The sequence below is a fragment of the Modestobacter sp. SYSU DS0511 genome (assembly GCF_054050755.1).
Genome location: NZ_JBJGZY010000001.1, coordinates 26,658 through 44,236, shown reverse-complemented (window position 1 = coordinate 44,236; position 17,579 = coordinate 26,658). Strand labels below are relative to the sequence as shown.

Sequence of the window (17,579 nt, the reverse complement as noted above, 5' to 3'; positions counted from 1 at the left end):
TCGGGACCGACGGCGGCCCCGGGCATCCCGGCTGGCCCCGCCCCCCACCCGAGCACCCCGGTCGCGCAGCCGCGCCGCGCCCAGAGCCGGGGCCCGGACCCCGCACGAGAGGAACTCAACGATGAGGATCGTCGGCATCCGCCGCGGCGAGGGCGCCGCAGTCGAGGTCGCCGCGCTGGCCGAGGACGGCGGGACGGTGACCGCGATCGCGTCGCTGGAGGAGTTCTGGGCCGACCCCGACGGCCACCTCGCCACCGCACCCGCCGGCCCGACGCTGGACAGCGGCTCCGTGGAGCTCGTGCCGCCCGTGCTGCCCGGGGCCCGGGTGCTGTGCATCGGGCTGAACTACCTGAAGCACGTCGCCGAGGGGTCCTACGCCGCCGAAGGGGTCCCGCCGTACCCCACGCTGTTCGCCCGCTGGACGCAGTCGCTCACCGTCGACGGCGCCGAGGTCCCCGTGCCGGGCAACGAGGAGGGCCTGGACTGGGAGGGCGAGGTGGTCGCCTGGGTCGGGCGGCCCCTGGTCGACGCGACGCCGGAGGAGGCGCTGGCCGCCGTCGTCGGCTACTCCACCTTCAACGACCTCACCAGCCGGCGGGCCCAGAAGCTGACCAGCCAGTGGATCCTCGGCAAGAACGGCGACCGCTCCGGCCCGCTGGGGCCGCTGGTCCCCGCCGCGGAGGTCGGCGACCTGCGCGACGGGCTGCGGGTGCGGACCCGGGTCAACGGCGAGACCGTCCAGGACGGCACGACCGACCAGATGGTCTACCCCGTCGGGGACACGCTGTCGCTGATCAGCCACACCCTCACGCTCCGCCCCGGGGACCTGCTGGCCACCGGCACCCCGTCCGGCGTCGGCTACTCCCGCACGCCCCCCTGGCTACTGCAGCCCGGCGACGTCGTCGAGGTCGAGGTCGACCGGCTCGGCGTGCTGACCAACACCGTCGTCGGGAACGGGGCCCGTCATGGCCGGTGAGTTCCGGCGGTACCTCTACCCGCACGACCACCCGCGACTGGCGGACGTGCGGGGCCTGGACCCCTACGCCTACCGCGAGGTCGCCTCGCACGGCGGCACGTTCACCGGTGACCTGGTCGCCGGCTGGCGCCCGCTCTACCGCAACCCGTTCCGCGGCGTCACCGAGGACGGCTCGCTGCGCGAGGGCCTGTACCCGCTCGACCCGGCCCGGCCGGGCGAGGAGGCGCCGGTCGAGGCGATGGTCGCCGCCGCCCGCGAGCTGCTCGCCGCGCTGGACGACGAAGGACGGAAGGGCATCTCCTTCGACGTCGATGCCGTGGAGTGGCAGACCTGGGCGAACCCGGAGTTCCTCCAGTTCGACACCGGCCTGCGGCTGGAGTTCCAGCCGACCGAGGTCCGCGAGAAGGCGCTCGCGCTGGTGCGCGCCTCGCTGTCCCCGGAGGGCTACGAGCTCGCCCACGGGATGATGCTGGTCAACGGCTTCCTCGGCGAGGTCGTCGACCTGCCCACCGTGCTCAACCAGTTCAGCTACAACATCGCCCTCTACGGCGAGCCCGACCCGGTGGCCCCCTGGGGCTGGCAGCTGTTCGGCCACCACTGCGCGCTCAACTGCCTGGTCGTGCAGGGCCGGATGGTGCTCTCCCCCGTCTTCCTCGGCGCCGAGCCGAACGAGATCGACGCCGGACCGCACGCCGGGCTGCGCGCCTTCGACGACCGGATCGCCCTCGGCCGCCAGGTGATGGCCGCCCTTCCCGAGGACCAGCGCGAGGCGGCCACCGTCTACCGGCAGATGGTCGACCCGGCCATGCCACCGGGCCGGGTGCACCCCGGCGACGAGCGGCACCTCGCCGGCGCGTTCCAGGACAACCGGGTGATCCCCGTCGAGGGCGTGCGGGTCGCCGAGATGCCCCCGGCGGCCCGCGAGCTGGTCGTCGCGATCGTCGAGCGGTTCTCCGTGCTCCTCCCCGCCGGCCCGCGGGCCGCGCGCATGCGCGAGGTCCGTGCCCACCTGGCCGACACCTGGTTCAGCTGGATCGGCGGCTCCGGCCCCGACGACGTCTTCTACTACCGCGTCCAGTCCCCGGTGGTGATCGCCGAGCTCGACCACCACTGCGGCGTGTTCCTCGACCACGCCACCCCCCAGCCCTTCCACGTGCACACGGTGCTGCGCACCCCGCACGGCAACGACTACGGCCGCGCCCTGGTGCGGCAGTGGCAGGAGACCCGATGAACCGCGTACCCGCCCGCGTCCCCGTCCTCGTCGTCGGCGGGGGGCCCAGCGGGCTGGCCGCGGCCATCGAGCTCGGCCGCCGGGGCGTCGAGGTGCTCGTCCTCGAGCCGCGCACCGAGCTGGACCCGCTGCGTCCCCGCGCCAAGACCACCAGCGTGCGCACGATGGAGCACCTGCGCCGCTGGGGCCTGGCCGACCGGCTGCGCGCGGTGTCCCCGCTACCGGTGGCGCACGCGCAGGACGTCGTCTTCTGCACCGGGCTGTTCGGGCACGAGATCACCCGCTTCCCGCACGCGTTCGGGCTGACTCCCGAGCCGGTGGAGGAGTACGCCGAGCCCGGTCAGCAGGCGCCCCAGCCGCTGGTCGAGCAGGTCCTGCGCGACGCCGTGCGGGAGCTGCCGACCGTGACGTTGCTGGCGGGCTGGCGCGCCGTCTCGGTCACCGACGGCCCGGCCGCCGCACGGGCGGAGGTCGAGGCGCCCGACGGCACCCGGACCACGGTGACCGCGGACTGGCTGCTCGGCTGCGACGGCAGCGGCGGCATCTCCCGGCGCGCGATCGGCGCCCGGTACGAGGGGGCCTCCGGCACGCTGCCGAACGTCAGCATCACCTTCCGCTCCCGCGACCTGGACGCCCGGCCGCTGTGCGCGCTCGGCGTCCACTACTGGGTGATCGGCGCGCGGCACGGCGGGCTGATGGGCCGGCTGGACCTCGACGGCACCTGGTGGGCGATCGTGCAGGGCGTCGACGGAACCGCCCCGGGCGTCGACCCGGTCGCGCTGGTCCGCGACCTCGTCGGTGCCGACGTCGACGTCGACGTGCTGGCCACCGATCCCTGGTCGGCGCGGATGCTGCTGGCCGACCGGTACCGCGGGCAGCGGGTGTTCCTGGTCGGCGACGCCGCGCACCTGAACCCGCCGTGGGGCGGGCACGGGTTCAACACCTGCGTCGGCGACGCGGTCAACCTCGGCTGGAAGCTGGCCGCGGTGCTCGGTGGGTGGGCGCCGGAGTCGCTGCTGGGCAGCTACGAACCCGAACGACGTCCCGTCGCCGAGCGCACCATCGCCACGGCCGGTGCGCAGGAGGCCTTCCTGGCCCCGTCCTTCGCCGCCGGCGACCTCGACGCGGAGACACCGGCCGGGCAGGAGCTGCGGGCCGTGCTCGTGCAGCGGCTGCAGGTCAAGGACCCGGAGTTCCACAGCCTCGGGCTGGTGCTGGGCTACGACTACCCCGACTCCCCCGTCGTCGTCCCGGACGGCGCCCCGGTGCCCGGGCCGGAGCTGCAGACGTTCACGCCCTCGGCCCACCCCGGCGCCCGGCTCCCCCACGCCTGGTTGCCCGACGGCCGGTCGGTGTACGACGCGCTGGGCCCGGAGTTCACGCTCGTCCGCCTCACCCCCGCCCCCGACGGCGCCCCCGACGGCGTCCTCGACGCCGCCGAGCGGCTCGGGGTGCCGGTGCAGCTCCTCGACCTCAGCGGCGTGGCCGGGCTCCGCGGTCGCTACGGCGCCGACCTGCTGCTGGTCCGTCCCGACCAGCACGTCGCCTGGCGTGGCTCCGCGCCCGACGACGCCGACCGGCTGCTCCGGCAGCTGGTCGGTCACCCGGTGGGGGAACGGCCGGGGACGAGGCCCACCGCGGTGGCACTGCAGGCCTGAGCCGCGGCGGCGCCGCCGCTCTCAGCCCGCCGCGGGTCCGGTCCGGCGGCGCAGCGCGGCGGCGGCGTCCCGGGCCAGCGACTCCAGTGCCGCGACGCCCGCGGACGTCTCGCCCTCCCGGGCGAGCAACCAGATGGTGCTCGGCTCGGCGTCCTCGATGGGCACGAACCGCACGCCCGGCAGGGTCGCGTACCCGGCGACCGATGCCCCGGCGATGTTCACCCCCATGTCGGCGTCCACCAGCTGCAGCACCTCGTCGATGTCCCGCGCCACCGGGCCGTACACCGGGGAGCGGCCGTCCGGCCGGGGGTCGACCGCCCACCACCGGGCCTCGGGGCCACGGCCCCCGGTGGCGGAGATCAGCACCTCGTCACCCACGTCGGCCAGCCGCACGGCGGACCGGCCGGCGAGCCGGTGCCGGGCGTTGACGACCAGCACGCGGGGCTCGCGGAGCAGCTCCACCCCGCGCAGCCCGACGGCCGGCGGGTCGACCGGCCCCGGTGCGAAGGCGACGTCCACCGCACCCTCCTGCAGCGCCGGGACGGCGTCGACGAAGCCGAGCCGGCGCAGGTGCAGCCGCCACTCCGGCAGCTGGTTGACCGCGGCCTCCAGCACCGGGGTGAGCACCGTGCCGCAGCCACCGGCGAGGAACCCGATCCGCAGCTCACCCAGCCGGCCGTCGCGCATGGCCGCCGCCCACCCGCGCAGCTCGTCGTGCGCGGCCACGACGCGTTCGGCGTGGGGCAGCATCGCTACCCCGGCCGGCGTCGGCTCCACCCGCCGCGAACTCCGGGAGAACAGGACGGTGCCGACCTGCCGCTCCAGGTTGGCCACCTGCTCGCTCAGCGCGGAGGAGGACAGCCGGAGCTCGGTCGCCGCGCGGGCGAAGTGGCGCGTGCGATGCACGGTCAGGAAGCAGCGCAGCGCCTGCACGGACGGGTCCACGACCAGCATCGTCCGAATTCTCCGGACGACGGTCCAGCTCTTCCCGCTCGACCTGGGTGGTGGCCTGCGTCACGCTGGACGCGACACCGACGTCGACCCGGGAGACCACCGTGAGCTTCGAGTACCTGATCGACCCCGCCAAGGGCCCGCAGTGGAAGGGCGTGCTCCCCGGCAAGCCGGTGCCCTACGTCCTGCGCCGCGGCGAGGGCGAGCACGCCATGCTCTTCACCGACCTGTTCACCGTGCTGCTCTCCGGCGACGAGACGGGCAACCAGTTCGGCATCGTCACCAGCGAGTCCCCGGCCGGGGAGATCATCCCCACGCACTCGCACAACTCCACCCACGAGACCTTCTACGTCCTCGAGGGCAAGGTGCGGCTGTTCTTCGAGGACGCCGAGGGTGCCCAGCAGTCGCAGCTGCTCACCCCGGGGGACTTCGGCTACGTGCCGGCGGGCTTCGCCCACGCGTACCAGATCGTCGAGGACGCCCGGATGATGGGCACGCTCTCCGGTGGGTTCGAGCGGTTCTTCCAGCACATGGGCACGGCGACCGACCACGCCACCGCCCAGCAGCCGCCGTTCATCCCGGACTTCCCGCGGATGCAGGCCGCCGCGCAGCAGCACGACATGCAGTTCATGCCCGAGCACCGCTGGCCCGAACCCGACGCCGGGGCCTGAGCCCGGTGCCCGCGCCGGCCCTCCCGCTGCCCCCGCCCGCCCACGACGCACCGCTGCCACCCGCCGTCCCGGGCCCGCGGGGCACCCGGCTGCTCGCCGGGGTGCCCTACGCGGCGGTCCCCGGGTGGCGGCCGATGGAGCTGGACCTCTACCTCCCGGCCGACGCCACCGGACCGGTGCCGGTGGTGGTCTTCCTGCACGGCGGCGGCTGGCGGCTGGGCAGCCGGCGGACGGCCGGCCCCGCCTACCCCGGCGCGGAGCCCTTCGGGCAGCTGGCCGCCGCCGGGATCGCAGTGGCCAGCGTCGACTACCGGCTCTCCGGTGAGGCCACCTGGCCCGCTCAACTGCACGACGTGAAGGCCGCCGTCCGGTGGCTGCGCGCCCGGTCCGGCGAGCTGGGGATCGACCCCCGCCGGGTCGCGGCCTGGGGAGAGTCGGCCGGCGGGCACCTGGCCGCGCTGCTGGGGCTGACCGCCGACGTCCCGGCGCTCGAGGGCCAGGTCGGATTGGCGGGCCCCTCCAGCGCGGTGGCTGCGGTCGCCGCCTGGTACCCACCCACCGACCTGACCCGGGTGGCCACCGACGCCGGCGGCGACCCGGACGCGCCGGACAGCCGGGAGGCCCAGCTGCTGGGAGCGCCGGTGCCGACCGTGCCGGAGCTCGCCGAGCAGGCCAGCCCGATCACGCACGCCTCCCCCGCCGCACCGCCGTTCCTGCTGCTGCACGGCCGGGCCGATCGGTTCGTCCCCTGCCCGCAGAGCGAGCGGCTGGCGGCGGCGCTGGAGTCGGCCGGCACCGCGGTGCAACTGCACACCTACGCGGATGCCGACCACATGTGGCTCGGCGACCCTGCGGCCGCCGCAGACGCGCTCGAGCGCACCGTCTCCTTCCTCACCGACCGGTTCGGCTGAGCCGGCTCACCCCCCGCCGGTCGGCGAGGAAGGGGAACCGCTCGCGGGTGGCGGTGACCTCGGCGGCGTCGACGTCGGCCAGCACGATCGTCTCCACGCCGGCCGCGGTGGCCAGCAGCTCCCCGCTGGGGCTGACGATGCGGCTGTCGCCGGCGTGTTCGACGCCGTCGCCGGCCGTGCCCACCCGGTTGCAGCCGACCACGTAGGCCTGATTCTCGATGGCCCGCGCCTGCAGCAGGGTCTGCCAGTGCTGCCGCCGGGCGGCGGGCCAGTTGGCCGGCACCAGGTAGACGTCGGTGACCGGGGCGGCGTCCCAGAAGACGTTCGCGAACCGCAGGTCGTAGCAGATGAACGGGGTGACCCGCAGGCCGCCGACCTGCACGGTGACCGGCCCGGTGCCCGAGCGGAACCGCTCCCGCTCGGTCGCGAACGGGTGCAGCTTGCGGTACCGGTGCGCGACGCCGTCCGGCCCGGCCAGGACGAAGGTGTTGAACGGCAGCCCACCCTCGGCGTCGACCTCCGGGCAGGTGCCGGCGACCCACACGCCGTGCTCGGCGGCCTGGGCGGCGAGGAACCGCGCCGACGGGCCGCCCGCGGGCTCACCGATGCCCGGGGTCATCGAGAAGCCGGTGGAGAAGGTCTCGGTGAGCAGGACCAGCTCCGCGCCGGCCCCGGCTGCCCGGGCCACCTGGGGGCCGAGCCGGGCGAAGTTGGCGTCCCGGTCCTCCCACACGATGTCGTGCTGCACCGCGGCGATCCTCACGGCGTCCCCTTCCCGTCCCAGTCGGCCCGGGCGAGCCGCTCGGCCGCCTCGGTGAGCACCTCGTCCCGCTTGCAGAAGGCGAACCGCACCAGGTGCCGCCCCAGGTGCGCGTCCGCCGGGTCGTAGAACACCACACTCGGCACCGCGACCACCCCGGCGCGCTGGGGCAGCGACCGGCAGAAGGCCACGCCGTCGCCGTCGGGCTGCAGCGGGCGGACGTCGACGGTGGCGAAGTAGGTGGCCTCCGGGCTGAGCACCGGCAGCCCGGCCGCCGCCAGGCCACCGACCAGCAGGTCGCGCTTGCGCTGCAGGTCGGCGGCGGCGCCGGTGAAGTACGCGTCGGGCAGCCGCAGCCCGGCGGCGATGGCCGGCTGGAGCGGCCCGGCGTTGACGAAGGTCAGGTACTGCTTGGCGGTGCGGACCGCGGCCACCAGCTCCGCCGGCCCGCAGATCCAGCCGACCTTCCACCCGGTGGTGCGGAAGGTCTTGCCGCCGCTGCTCACCACCAGGGTGCGCTCCCGCATGCCCGGCAGGGTGGCCGGGGAGACGTGCTCGGCGCCGTCGAACACCAGGTGCTCGTACACCTCGTCGGTGAGCACCAGCAGGTCCGCCGCGACGGCGACGTCGGCGAGCACGCCGAGCTCGGCGCGGGAGAGCACCGTGCCGGTGGGGTTGTGCGGGGTGTTGAGCAGCAGCAGCCGGGCGCGTGGGGTGACCGCCGCACGCAGCTCGGCCTCGTCGAAGGTCCAGTGGCCACCCCTGGGTGGCGGGCGCAGCGGCACCGGGCGCAGCACTCCCCCGGCCATCGCGACCGCGGCGGCGTAGCTGTCGTACATCGGCTCGAGGACGACGACCTCGTCGCCGGGCTCGACCAGCGCCAGCAGCGCGGCGGTGAGCGCTTCGGTGGCCCCGGCGGTGACCAGCACCTCGGTGTCCGGGTCGTAGGTGAGCCCGGAGAACCGCAGCTGGTGCTCGGCGACCGCCTGCCGCAGCACGGGGAGCCCCGGACCCGGCGGGTACTGGTCGAGGCCGGTGCCGATCGCGGCGCGGGCGACGTCGAGCACCTCCGGCGGGCCCGGCTCGTCGGGGAACCCCTGGCCGAGGTTGATCGCCCCGGTGGCCACCGCCAGGGCGCTCATCTCGGCGAAGATCGTCGTCCCGAACCCGCGCAGCCGGCCGGCCAGCTGCGGCGCGCGCTCCCCTGCCCCCATGCGGGCAGCCTCCCAGCCGGTGCCGTCGGCCGCTCAGCCCGGGGCAGTGCGCGCGGCCTCGCGCAGCTCGCCGTAGAGCCGGGCGAGGTCGGGCAGCTGGTGGTGGGCGTTGAGCCCGCTGGGGTTGGGCGCCACCCAGGTGAGCGCACCGCCGACCCGCTCGGGCTGCGGACCCAACCGGGCCTTCGGCCGGTCGAACGCCACCCGCCACGCGGTCACGCCCAGCACCGCGAGCACCCGCGGCTGGTACCGGGCCACCAGCGCGGCGAGCTGCTCGGCGCCGGTGCGGAGCTCCTCGCGGGACAGCTCGGCGGCGGTGCGGGTCGGCCGGGCGACGACGTTGGTGACCCCCAGGCCGTACTGCAGCAGCTCCCGGTCCTCGGCGGGGGTCAGCAGCCGGGGCGTCAGCCCGGCCCGGTGCAGGGCGGGCCAGAACCGGTTGCCCGGGCGGGCGAAGTGGTGCCCCACCTCCGCCGACCGCAGCGAGGGGTTGATCCCGCAGAACAGCACGTCCAGGTCGGGGGCCACCACGTCGGGCAGCGGCTTCTCCGGCGTGGTCACGACTCGTAGCGCAGCGCCCGCGCCTCGACGTCGAACAGCACGTCGTCGGCGGCCGCCGGGCTCACCTCGCCCTGTCGGCGGGCCTCGAGCACCGCCTCCCGCGCCGCGCATCCCCGCCCAGGAGGCGACGGCAGACTCCCGCCAGCCGTACGGCGTCGCGGACTCGGTGCGCCGCGCCCGCCGAGGGTGAGGCCGACCGCGAGGCCGAGGATCGGGCGGGCCGCCGAGCGCAGCTCCCGCAGCGAGGTCGACTGGGTAGTGGCGAACAGCAGCGGTGGGAGCACGATCGGGAGGATCAGCTCCGGCGGCAGGTCGGGCGAGGGCACGAACGGGACAACGCCCAGGACGAGGCCGTAGATCGTCAGCAGCACCGGCTGCGGCACGCCGATCCGGTCGGCGACCGGGGTGAGGACGACGACGCCGAGCAGCAGCAGTCCGAAGACCGCCAGCGAGTCCACGTCGGTCAGTGTCGGGCAGGAGTGGTGCCCGGCACCTGGGCCAGCGCGGAGCCGTCCCCCAGCGCCGATTCGGGCACGACGCTGACGGTGCCGTCGCTCTCCAGCACGACGGCGGCGATCTTCGAGAGGTCGCCCTGGCCGCTGGCCCGCACGGCCTGGCGGACCTCGGCCTCGCTCATCCGCTGCTCGCGCAGCACGTCCGGCTGCAGCTGGCCTCGGTAGAGCAGCAGCGCCGGGTGGGCGGTGACGGCGTCCCGCAGCTGTGGTCGCCGGCTGGTCACCCAGGCGACGACGAGCTGCAGACTGGCGAGCAGCCCCAGCGCGACCGCGCCCTCGGCCCAGGCGACGTCCGAGCTGAGCAGGATCGTGGCCAGCACCGACCCCAGCGCGACCGTGACCACCAGGTCGAAGGCGTTGAGCTTGGCGAGCGTTCGTTTGCCGGAGAGCCGGAGGACGAGGATGACGGTCACATAGGCGGAGGTCCCGACGGCGAGGACGCGCCCCAGGTCGGACCAGCTGTCGAACCACATGGTCCGCCCGCTACCCGCGATCGGGCCGGTCGCACCTCCGGCCTCAGCCGAGTGCCGGTCAGGTCAGGTCAGCAGGACACCGACCACTCGTGCCCGCAGGCGCCGCAGACCAGGGCGGCGACCCAGGACCCGGGGTCGAAGTCACCCGGGTGGTCGTCGACCTCCGGCGCGGCGCAGGCGGGGCAGCAGGACATCCGGGCGAGTGCGCTCTGGTGGGCTCGGCGCTGGCTGGGCGCGGCGAGGACGGCTTCGGCCATGGAACACCCCCGTGGGCAGTGGGCAGGAGACCGGCTCCTGCCTCGTGATCAGGAAATCTGCCCTGCTGGGCGCCTGGCCCGCACCCGGACACGGCCTCCGTCGCCGGATCGTCACGAGCTCTCAATCCGCTGGTCCGGCCGGGGTGCCCTCACTCGTGGTCGGCGCCCTGCGTGCGGGGCAACTCGATCAGGCTCCGCAGGCAGTGCTCGCGCAGCGGCTCGGGGAAGCCCTCGGCCAGCCGGTAGTAGACCACCCGGCCCTCGCGCCGTGTGGTGACGAGGCCGGCGGTGCGCAGCAGGCGCAGCGCGTAGCCGACGGCGTCCTCGGTCGCGTCCAGCCCGAGTGCGATGTCGCCGACGCAGAGCTCTTGCACCTGGTCGAGCGCGTAGAGCACCCGGGCACGGGTGGGGTCGGCGAGCAGGCTGAGCACGGCGGTCAGCTCGGCGGCCTCGTCCCGTACGGGTACGCGCGCCCGCACGGCGGCCACGCGGTCGGGGTCGACGGGATGCGAGTGATCCACGGCGAGTTGGTTACCCGTGTGGATGCACGGGTATGCGGCGCCGGTCAGCAGCCGGTCCGACGCCGAGGAGCGTGCAGGTGTCCGCCTACCTGAGCGCTGCCCTGATGCTCGGGCTCGCCGTCGGCGGCGCGCTCGTCGCCCACCTGGTGCACCGCCGGACGGCGGTCGCTCCCGGCGCCGTGGCGGCGCTGCCCTTCCTGTCCGGCTGGCGCCCCGCCGAGCACGCGCTGTCCCGGTTCGAGGCGCGCTACTACCCGCTGACCCTGCTGTTCCTGGCCTTCGACGTCGAGATGCTCTTCATGTACCCGTGGGCGACGGTCGTCGCCGAGATCGGCACCTCGGCCGTCATCGAGATGTTCGTGCTGCTCGGCGTCCTCATGGCCGGGGTGCTGTGGGCCTGGCGCGAGGGTGCCCTGCGATGGGTCTGATCACCCGGCTGGCCACCCGGCGGGCCGCGGTGCTCGTCACCGAGGTGCCCGGCTGGGCGGCGACCCGCTGCGCCGTGGAGCGGGAGGTGCGGTCCCGGGGCTGGCGTCTCGCCCTCTCCCCGGCGGACGCCGACCTGCTGGTCGTCTGTGGACGCCCCGGCCCCCGCCTGGCGGCCGCGGTCGAGCACGTCTGGACCCAGCTGCCCGGCCCGCGCGCCCGCGCTGCGGTGTCCGACCCGGCCTCTGCCGCGGCCGCGCTCGACGCCGCACTGGCCGAGCTCGCCGATGACGGTGCCCAGCGCCGGGACGCCGCCGACCGGCCCGCCGCGCCGGCGCCCGGCACCGGCGCGAGCGCACTGGTGCCCGGCGAGCGCGCCAGGGACGACACGGGCGAACCGGCCGGTTTCGACGACCCGGGCCCCGGCGGTGACGGCCACGAGATGGACGGCGGCCACGGGGACATGGACCACGGGGACATGGACCACGGCGACATGGACCACGGCGACATGGACCACGGCGACATGGACCACGGCGACATGGACCACGGCGACATGGACCACGGCGACATGGACCACGGCGACATGGACCACGGCGACATGGACATGCCGATGCCTGGCGGCATCGGGCTGGCCGGCGCCGGCGACGAGCAGCTCACCGATCCCGACGGTCTCGACCTGGACGTGCTGCACCTGCCGCTCGGCCCGGTGATGCCCTACTGGCCGGCCGGGTTGCTGCTGCACACCACGCTGCAGGGCGACCTGGTGGTCGCGGCGATCCCGGAGGTGCTGCCGGCCGACGGGGAACCACCGCTCGGGCAGGACGTGCACCGCTCCCCCGCGGGCCGCTGGGACGCCGTCGCCACCCTGCTCGCCCTCGCCGGGTGGGGCGACGCCGCGGCGCACGCCGCCCGGCTGCGCGACGCCGCGCTGGACGGTGACCTCAGCCAGCAGGAGGCCGACCGGCTCGCCCGGCGGATCCGGCGGTCCCGGCTGCTGCGCGCGTCGCTGCGCGGGCTGGGCACGCTGCCCGAGGGCGATGCCCACGACCGGCTGCTGCACTGGCTGTACGGGACGACGTCCGCGCGGCCGACCACCCTGGGCGAGGTCGCCGACCTGGTCACCGGGCTGGACCTGGCGTCCGCCCGCCTGGTCGTCGCCAGCCTGGACCTGGACACCGCGGACCTGGACACCGCCGACCGCGCCCCGGCGCCGGCCAAGGCGGCGTCGTGACGGTCGACCAGGTCTCCTCCGCGTGGGTGCCGCTGGCGGCGGCGCTGCTGCTGGCTGTCGCGGCGGCGGCCGCGTGCCTGGACGGCGTCCTCGCGGCCCGGGCGGACGGGCACCCACCGGCCCGCGGCCTCCTGACCCCGGCCGCGGAGACGGCGCGGCTGTTCCGGCAGCGCCGCCGCAGCACGCTGGCCGCCGACGCCCTGCTCTGGCGGGTCGGTGGCGCCGGGCTGCTCACCGCGGCCCTGCTGATGGTGGTCGTGGTGCCGCTCGGGCGCTGGACGGTCGCCGACCTCGCGGTGGGCGTCGTCTGGTTCAACGCGATGGACGTGCTGCTGTGGGCCGCGGTCTGGCTGGCCGGGTGGGGGCCGAACAGCGCACACGCGTTGGTCGGCGGCTTCCGGTTCCTGGCGCAGGCGCTGGCCTACGAGCTGCCGCTGATGTTCGCGCTGACCACCCCGGCCGTGGCCGCGGGCAGCCTGCGGCTCGGCGACCTCGTCGCGGCGCAGGAGGGGCTGTGGTTCGTCGTCTGGATGCCGGTCGCCTTCCTGGTCTTCTGCGGTGCGGTGCTCGCCTTCTCCGTCTGGGGCCCGTTCGCCGCGGCCGCGGGGTCCACGACCGCCGGCGGGGTGCTCGCGGAGACCTCCGGCGTCGATCGCTGGCTGCTCTCCGCCGGGCGCTACGCGTTGCTCACCGCCGGCGCGGCGTTCGGCGCCACGGCCTTCCTCGGCGGGGGCCAGGGCCCGCTGCTGCCGGCCTGGCTGTGGACCTTGGTCAAGACCGCCGCGCTGCTCGCGGTGCTGGTCGCGCTGCGGCGCCGGCTGCCGGTGCTCCGACCGGAGCGGCTGGTCGGACCCGCCTGGCTGGTGGTGCTGCCGGTGACGCTGCTGCAGCTGCTGGTCGTGTCCGTCGTCGTCGTGGTCCGGGGGTGAGGCAGTGCTGAGCGGGATCGTCTTCTGGGTGCTCGCGGTGATCGCGGTGGCGGCCGGGGTCGCCGTGTTCCGGGTCGACTCCATGGCCCGGGCCACCTACGCGCTGGCCGCGTCGTTCATCGCGATCGGCCTGGCCCTGCTGCTGTTCGACCTGCAGTTCCTCGGCGTGATCACCGTGCTGATGATGGTGATGGAGATGGCGATCATGGCCATCTACATGATCATGTTCATGGGGATGAACCCCGCGCTGATGCCGATGAGCATGGTGCACGGCAAGCGCCCGGCCTTGGCGGTCTCGATCGGCACCTTCGTCGTGCTGGCCGGCGGCGCGCTGCTCGTCGACTGGCCCACCCGCCGCGGGGCACCGGCCGCCGACCTGGTGACCTCGCTGGGCGAGGCCGTCATGCACTCGAAGATGCTGGTGATGATGACCGTCTCGCCGGTCCTCTTCGCCACCATCGTCGCCGCCCTCGTGCTGGCGCTCCCGCGCAGCCGCTACGACCGGATGGGTCCTGGTCTCCGCGGCACGGACCCGCGCCGGAGGCAGCGGCGATGACCCTGCAGACGGTCCTGGTGGTGGCCGCCGCGCTGTTCAGCGTGGGGCTCTACGGCGCGATCTCCCAGCAGGTCGTGGTCATGGTGATGATGGGGCTGGAGCTGATGCTCAACGGCGTCATCCTGGCCGCGGCCGCCTTCTGGTGGTTCCTCTCCCCCTCCCCCGACGGCCAGGTGCTGCTGCTCGTGGTCATCTCCGCTATGACGGTCGAGATGGCGATGGGCTTCGCCGTCGCCACGTTGCTGCACCGGGCGAAGCAGTCGGACATGACCGACATGGCCACGGACCTCGCCCAGTGACCGGCCTGCTGTGGACGACGGCCGCGCTGCCCGCCGCCGTCGGGGCGCTGCTGTGCGTGCTGGGCCGGCGGGCCGACCGGACGGCGCTGCCGGCCGGCGTCGCCACGGCTGCGGTCGTGCTGGCGCTGGCGGTCGCCGTGGCCCTGGCCGGGCCGGAGGCCGAGGCGCCGTTCCTGCCGGGTGCCGCCTTCGGGCTGGCCGTCGACCCGCTGGCCGCCGTCGTGCTGCCCGCGGTCGCCGCCGTCGTCCTCCTGGTGCTGTTCTTCTCCGCCGGGGACGTCGGTGCCCCCTACCAGGGCGCCCGCGCCCGGTTCACCGGGCTGATGCTGCTGTTCACCGCGGCGGTCGTCCTCACGGTCACCGCGAGCACGCTGCCCACGCTGCTGTTCGCGTGGGAGGTGATGGGCGCGACCTCCTACGCGCTGATCGGCTTCCGCTGGCGGGAACAGCACCGGGTCGGGGCCGGGCTGACCGCGTTCCTCACCACCCGCACCGCCGACCTCGGGCTGTACCTCGCCGCGGGCGCCGCCCTGGCCGGTGGCACCGGTCTGGGGCTGGGCCGACTGGCCGCCGCCGACGGGCCGTGGCTGGACGTCGCCGCCGCCGGCGTGCTCGTCGCGGCGCTGGGCAAGGCCGCGCAGCTGCCGTTCACCGCATGGCTGTCCGCGGCGATGGAGGGGCCCAGCCCGGTCAGCGCGCTGCTGCACTCCGCGGCGATGGTCGCGATGGGCGGCTACCTGCTGCTGCGGATGGAGCCGCTGCTGGCGGCGACCGGATGGGCCGGCCCGACCGCGGCCTGGATCGGCGCGCTGACCGCGCTGCTGCTCGGCGCGGTGGCCGTCGCCCAACGCGACCTCAAGCAGCTGCTCGCCGCCTCCACCGCGGCCCAGCTCGGCTTCGTCGTCCTGGGCGCGGGCGTGGGTTCGGTCGCCGGCGGCACCGCGCACCTGGTCGCGCACGCCGCCACCAAGGCGCTGCTGTTCCTGGTGGCCGGAGCGTGGCTGAGCGCACTGGGCACCAAGCAGCTGGCCGCGCTGCACGGCGCCGCCCGGCGCTGGCCGCTGGTCGGGGTCTGCGCTGCGGTCGGTGCGCTGGCGCTGGCCGGCGTCGTCCCGCTGTCGCTGTGGGCCACCAAGGACGCGGTGCTGGCCGGTGCGCGGGAGGAGTCCCTGGCCCTGTACCTGGCCGGGCTGGCGGCTGCCGCCCTCTCGGCCGGCTACGCCGGCAAGGTGCTGTGGCTGGTCTGGCGGCCCGCGCCGGCCGACGCCGCCTACGACACGGAAGAACAGGGCACCCGCCGGGTGGGCGGGCTGCAGCAGGCGCCGCTGGTGGTGCTCGCTGCCGGCGCCGCGGTGCTGGGGCTGCTCGCCCTGCCGCCGGTCGGCGACGCGCTGCGCCGTGCCCTGGGCGACGCCGAGGCCCCCGGCCCGGCGATCTGGGAGATGCTGCTCTCCGCGGCCCTCGCCGTCGCCGTCGTGCTGCTCTCCTCGCCGAGATGGCCATTTTGGCGGCATGTGGCGCAGGTCGGCTGGCTGGCGGGGTGGCTGGGGCTGCCCCGGGCCACCGAGCTGCTCGTCGTGCGGCCGGTGCTGCGCGCGGCCGAGGCCTGCGCCCGCTTCGACGACCGGGTGCTCGCCCGGGCCGTCACCCGCACCGGCAGGTCGGCGGCGCGCACCGCCGGCGCCCTGGGCCGGTTCGACGACGGTGCGCTCGCACCCGCCACGGTCGGGGCCGGCCGGTCGACCGTGCGGCTGGCCGGTGCCGTGCTGCGCGCCGACCTGGCCGGCCCCGACCGGCTGGTGCACACCCTGGCGGCCGGCACCCGGCGGCTGGGGGCGGTCGCGCGCCGCTCGCAGACCGGCCAGCTGCACCAGTACTACGTCCTCGCCACCGTGGTGCTCGCCGCCTCGCTGGCCCTCCTGCTGGTCGGAAGGTAGTTCCCGTGCTCACCGTGATCGTGTTCCTGCCGCTGGCCGCTGCGGCCGCGCTCGCCCTCGTGCGGGTGTCCGACAGCGCCGCCCGCTGGGCCTGGGTGGCAGTGACCGTCGCCGACCTCGCGCTGGTGATCGCCGTGTGCGTGGGCTACGAGACGCCGGCCGACGGCGGCCTGGCGTACGAGGAGCGGGCGCGGTGGATCCCCTCGGTGAACAGCAGCTACCACGTCGGCGTCGACGGGCTGTCCCTGCCGCTGCTGGCGCTCACCGCGGTCGTCTTCTGCGCCTGCGCGGTCTACTCGCTGCGCGAGCAGCGGCGTCCGCGGAAGCTCGCCGCGCTCTTCCTGGCCCTGCAGGCCACCTGCCTGGGCCTGTTCGTGGCCCAGGACCTGATCCTGTTCTTCCTCTTCTTCGACCTGTCGATCGTCGGGATGTACGCCGCGATCGCCGGCTGGGGGCACGGCCGGCAGGCCGGCCGCTCGGCGCTGCAGTTCTTCCTCTACACCTTCCTGGGCAGCCTGGCGCTGCTGCTGGGCTTCATCGGGCTGTACCTGGCCGCCGCCCCGCACACCTTCGACATCCCCGAGCTGGTCGCCGCCGCACCGCTGGCCGACTCCCCGGTCGCGGGCGGGTTCGTGCTGGCCGCGCTGCTGGTCGGGCTGGCGATCAAGACGCCCACCGTGCCCTTCCACACCTGGCTCCCGCCGGCGCACACCGACGCCTCGGCCATCGGGTCGGCGGTGCTCGCCGCGGTGCTGCTGAAGATGGGCACCTACGGGTTCGTCCGGATCGCGATGCCGGCGCTGCCCGATGCCTGGCAGGGCGCGGCCTGGGTGGTGCTCGCCGTCGGCATCGTCTCGGTGCTCTACGGCGCACTGGTCGCGCTGGCCCAGACCGACCTCAAGCGGATGATCGCCTACACCTCGATCAACCACATGGGCTACGTCCTGGTGGCCGTCGGCGCGGCCGGGCTGGTCGGCAGCGGGACGGCCGCCCGGGAGCTCGCGGTCACCGGCGCGGTGACCCAGATGGTCAGCCACGGGCTGCTCACCGGTGCGTTGTTCCTGCTCGCCGGCGTGCTGCACGACCGCACGGGCACCTACGCGATGGGCGAGTACGGCGGACTGGCCCGCAGCGCGCCGGTCCTCGCCGGGCTGTTCGCCGTCGCCGCGTTCGGCTCGCTGGGCATCCCGGCGTTCAGCGGGTTCGTCGCGGAGTTCCAGATCTTCGCCGGCAGCATCGGGGCGACGGCGTGGGCGGCGATCGCCCTGCCGGGCATCCTGCTCACCGCCGCGCTGTTCCTGCGCGCCCTGCAGCGGGTGTTCACCGGCGAGACCCGCGGGCGCTCGGTCGGGTTCGCCGACGTGCGGGCGGTGCAGGTGGTCCCGGTCGTCGGGTTGCTGGCCCTGTCCCTGGCCATCGGCGTCGTCCCCTGGCCGCTGCTGGACGTCATCGCCCCGGCCGCGTCGCTGGTCGTGGACCTGGTGAGCCGGTGACGGGGGCTC

At 75.3% G+C, this 17,579-nt stretch carries 20 protein-coding genes; 12 read left to right on the top strand and 8 right to left on the bottom strand.

Annotation, left to right across the window (positions count from 1 at the left end; all coding sequences use genetic code 11):
* The first annotated feature begins 121 nt into the window (after positions 1-121).
* From ACI783_RS00250 to ACI783_RS00240, 3 genes are read left to right on the top strand one after another with little or no spacing between them, the layout of a single operon-like run.
* On the top strand, positions 122-976 hold the full coding sequence (locus tag ACI783_RS00250) for a fumarylacetoacetate hydrolase family protein (RefSeq protein WP_457079018.1): 855 nt from the start codon (positions 122-124) through the stop codon (positions 974-976).
* Positions 966-2,207 (top strand): DUF3500 domain-containing protein, encoded by a 1,242-nt coding sequence (locus tag ACI783_RS00245; protein ID WP_457138573.1) that lies wholly within the window; start codon positions 966-968, stop codon positions 2,205-2,207. The genes ACI783_RS00250 and ACI783_RS00245 overlap by 11 nt, the downstream gene beginning before the upstream one ends.
* A complete protein-coding gene (locus tag ACI783_RS00240) occupies positions 2,204-3,865 on the top strand; it encodes an FAD-dependent monooxygenase (protein WP_457138572.1) in 1,662 nt (553 codons plus the stop codon). The genes ACI783_RS00245 and ACI783_RS00240 overlap by 4 nt, the downstream gene beginning before the upstream one ends.
* A gap of 21 nt (positions 3,866-3,886) precedes the next feature.
* On the opposite strand, the gene ACI783_RS00235 is transcribed toward ACI783_RS00240, so the two are convergent.
* Positions 3,887-4,819: a LysR family transcriptional regulator gene (locus ACI783_RS00235; protein ID WP_457138571.1), complete on the bottom strand. Its 933-nt coding sequence runs from the start codon at positions 4,817-4,819 to the stop codon at positions 3,887-3,889.
* Between the two features lie 101 nt (positions 4,820-4,920).
* On the opposite strand from ACI783_RS00235, the gene ACI783_RS00230 reads away from it, so the two are divergent.
* Complete coding sequence (locus ACI783_RS00230; protein WP_457079009.1) at positions 4,921-5,487, top strand: quercetin 2,3-dioxygenase; 567 nt, start codon at positions 4,921-4,923, stop codon at positions 5,485-5,487.
* A gap of 5 nt (positions 5,488-5,492) precedes the next feature.
* Positions 5,493-6,398 (top strand): alpha/beta hydrolase fold domain-containing protein, encoded by a 906-nt coding sequence (locus ACI783_RS00225; RefSeq protein WP_457138570.1) that lies wholly within the window; start codon positions 5,493-5,495, stop codon positions 6,396-6,398.
* On the opposite strand, the gene ACI783_RS00220 is transcribed toward ACI783_RS00225, so the two are convergent.
* The 7 genes from ACI783_RS00220 to ACI783_RS00190 form a co-directional block, all read right to left on the bottom strand.
* Entirely contained in the window at positions 6,379-7,161 is a 783-nt protein-coding gene (locus tag ACI783_RS00220; protein WP_457138569.1) for a nitrilase-related carbon-nitrogen hydrolase, read from the bottom strand. The two genes, ACI783_RS00225 and ACI783_RS00220, sit on opposite strands and share 20 nt — an antisense overlap.
* On the bottom strand, positions 7,158-8,372 hold the full coding sequence (locus ACI783_RS00215; protein WP_457138568.1) for a pyridoxal phosphate-dependent aminotransferase: 1,215 nt from the start codon (positions 8,370-8,372) through the stop codon (positions 7,158-7,160). Before ACI783_RS00215 ends, ACI783_RS00220 begins: the two co-directional genes overlap by 4 nt.
* Positions 8,373-8,405: 33 nt before the next feature.
* On the bottom strand, positions 8,406-8,933 hold the full coding sequence (gene mug, locus ACI783_RS00210) for a G/U mismatch-specific DNA glycosylase (protein WP_457138567.1): 528 nt from the start codon (positions 8,931-8,933) through the stop codon (positions 8,406-8,408).
* Positions 8,930-9,391 carry a cation:proton antiporter domain-containing protein gene (locus ACI783_RS00205; protein WP_457138566.1) on the bottom strand — a complete coding sequence of 154 codons (462 nt, stop codon included), beginning with the start codon at positions 9,389-9,391 and terminating at the stop codon, positions 8,930-8,932. The genes mug and ACI783_RS00205 overlap by 4 nt, the downstream gene beginning before the upstream one ends.
* Before the next feature lie 5 nt (positions 9,392-9,396).
* Positions 9,397-9,921 (bottom strand): DUF421 domain-containing protein, encoded by a 525-nt coding sequence (locus ACI783_RS00200; protein ID WP_457078997.1) that lies wholly within the window; start codon positions 9,919-9,921, stop codon positions 9,397-9,399.
* A 68-nt stretch (positions 9,922-9,989) separates the two neighbouring features.
* The gene (locus ACI783_RS00195) at positions 9,990-10,178 is read right to left on the bottom strand and encodes a hypothetical protein (protein WP_457078995.1); all 189 of its coding nucleotides are present in this window, start codon (positions 10,176-10,178) and stop codon (positions 9,990-9,992) included.
* 149 nt (positions 10,179-10,327) lie between these two features.
* Complete coding sequence (locus ACI783_RS00190; protein ID WP_457138565.1) at positions 10,328-10,699, bottom strand: ArsR/SmtB family transcription factor; 372 nt, start codon at positions 10,697-10,699, stop codon at positions 10,328-10,330.
* A gap of 77 nt (positions 10,700-10,776) precedes the next feature.
* Between ACI783_RS00190 and ACI783_RS00185 the strand changes: the two genes are divergently transcribed.
* Genes ACI783_RS00185 through ACI783_RS00155 form a run of 7 tightly spaced genes read left to right on the top strand, consistent with a single transcriptional unit; the run spans position 10,777 to position 17,570 of the window.
* Positions 10,777-11,127 carry an NADH-quinone oxidoreductase subunit A gene (locus tag ACI783_RS00185; protein WP_457138564.1) on the top strand — a complete coding sequence of 117 codons (351 nt, stop codon included), beginning with the start codon at positions 10,777-10,779 and terminating at the stop codon, positions 11,125-11,127.
* A complete protein-coding gene (locus ACI783_RS00180) occupies positions 11,118-12,356 on the top strand; it encodes a hypothetical protein (protein ID WP_457138563.1) in 1,239 nt (412 codons plus the stop codon). The genes ACI783_RS00185 and ACI783_RS00180 overlap by 10 nt, the downstream gene beginning before the upstream one ends.
* Positions 12,353-13,285, top strand: coding sequence for an NADH-quinone oxidoreductase subunit H (locus tag ACI783_RS00175; RefSeq protein WP_457138562.1), 933 nt, complete (start codon positions 12,353-12,355; stop codon positions 13,283-13,285). The genes ACI783_RS00180 and ACI783_RS00175 overlap by 4 nt, the downstream gene beginning before the upstream one ends.
* A 4-nt stretch (positions 13,286-13,289) precedes the next feature.
* The gene (locus ACI783_RS00170; protein WP_457138561.1) at positions 13,290-13,841 is read left to right on the top strand and encodes an NADH-quinone oxidoreductase subunit J; all 552 of its coding nucleotides are present in this window, start codon (positions 13,290-13,292) and stop codon (positions 13,839-13,841) included.
* Positions 13,838-14,140 carry an NADH-quinone oxidoreductase subunit NuoK gene (locus ACI783_RS00165; protein WP_457078982.1) on the top strand — a complete coding sequence of 101 codons (303 nt, stop codon included), beginning with the start codon at positions 13,838-13,840 and terminating at the stop codon, positions 14,138-14,140. Before ACI783_RS00170 ends, ACI783_RS00165 begins: the two co-directional genes overlap by 4 nt.
* A complete protein-coding gene (locus tag ACI783_RS00160; RefSeq protein ID WP_457138560.1) occupies positions 14,137-16,077 on the top strand; it encodes a proton-conducting transporter transmembrane domain-containing protein in 1,941 nt (646 codons plus the stop codon). Before ACI783_RS00165 ends, ACI783_RS00160 begins: the two co-directional genes overlap by 4 nt.
* Positions 16,078-16,082: 5 nt before the next feature.
* The gene (locus tag ACI783_RS00155; protein WP_457138559.1) at positions 16,083-17,570 is read left to right on the top strand and encodes a complex I subunit 4 family protein; all 1,488 of its coding nucleotides are present in this window, start codon (positions 16,083-16,085) and stop codon (positions 17,568-17,570) included.
* The last annotated feature ends 9 nt before the right edge of the window (positions 17,571-17,579 follow it).

Coding starts and splice junctions, on each gene's coding strand:
- ACI783_RS00215 (WP_457138568.1), bottom strand. CDS start 8,372: ATGGGGGCAGGGGAGCGCGCGCCGCAGCTGGCCGGCCGGCTGCGCGGG.
- ACI783_RS00165 (WP_457078982.1), top strand. CDS start 13,838: ATGACCCTGCAGACGGTCCTGGTGGTGGCCGCCGCGCTGTTCAGCGTG.
- ACI783_RS00200 (WP_457078997.1), bottom strand. CDS start 9,921: ATGTGGTTCGACAGCTGGTCCGACCTGGGGCGCGTCCTCGCCGTCGGG.
- ACI783_RS00245 (WP_457138573.1), top strand. CDS start 966: ATGGCCGGTGAGTTCCGGCGGTACCTCTACCCGCACGACCACCCGCGA.
- ACI783_RS00235 (WP_457138571.1), bottom strand. CDS start 4,819: ATGCTGGTCGTGGACCCGTCCGTGCAGGCGCTGCGCTGCTTCCTGACC.
- ACI783_RS00180 (WP_457138563.1), top strand. CDS start 11,118: ATGGGTCTGATCACCCGGCTGGCCACCCGGCGGGCCGCGGTGCTCGTC.
- ACI783_RS00250 (WP_457079018.1), top strand. CDS start 122: ATGAGGATCGTCGGCATCCGCCGCGGCGAGGGCGCCGCAGTCGAGGTC.
- ACI783_RS00195 (WP_457078995.1), bottom strand. CDS start 10,178: ATGGCCGAAGCCGTCCTCGCCGCGCCCAGCCAGCGCCGAGCCCACCAG.
- ACI783_RS00240 (WP_457138572.1), top strand. CDS start 2,204: ATGAACCGCGTACCCGCCCGCGTCCCCGTCCTCGTCGTCGGCGGGGGG.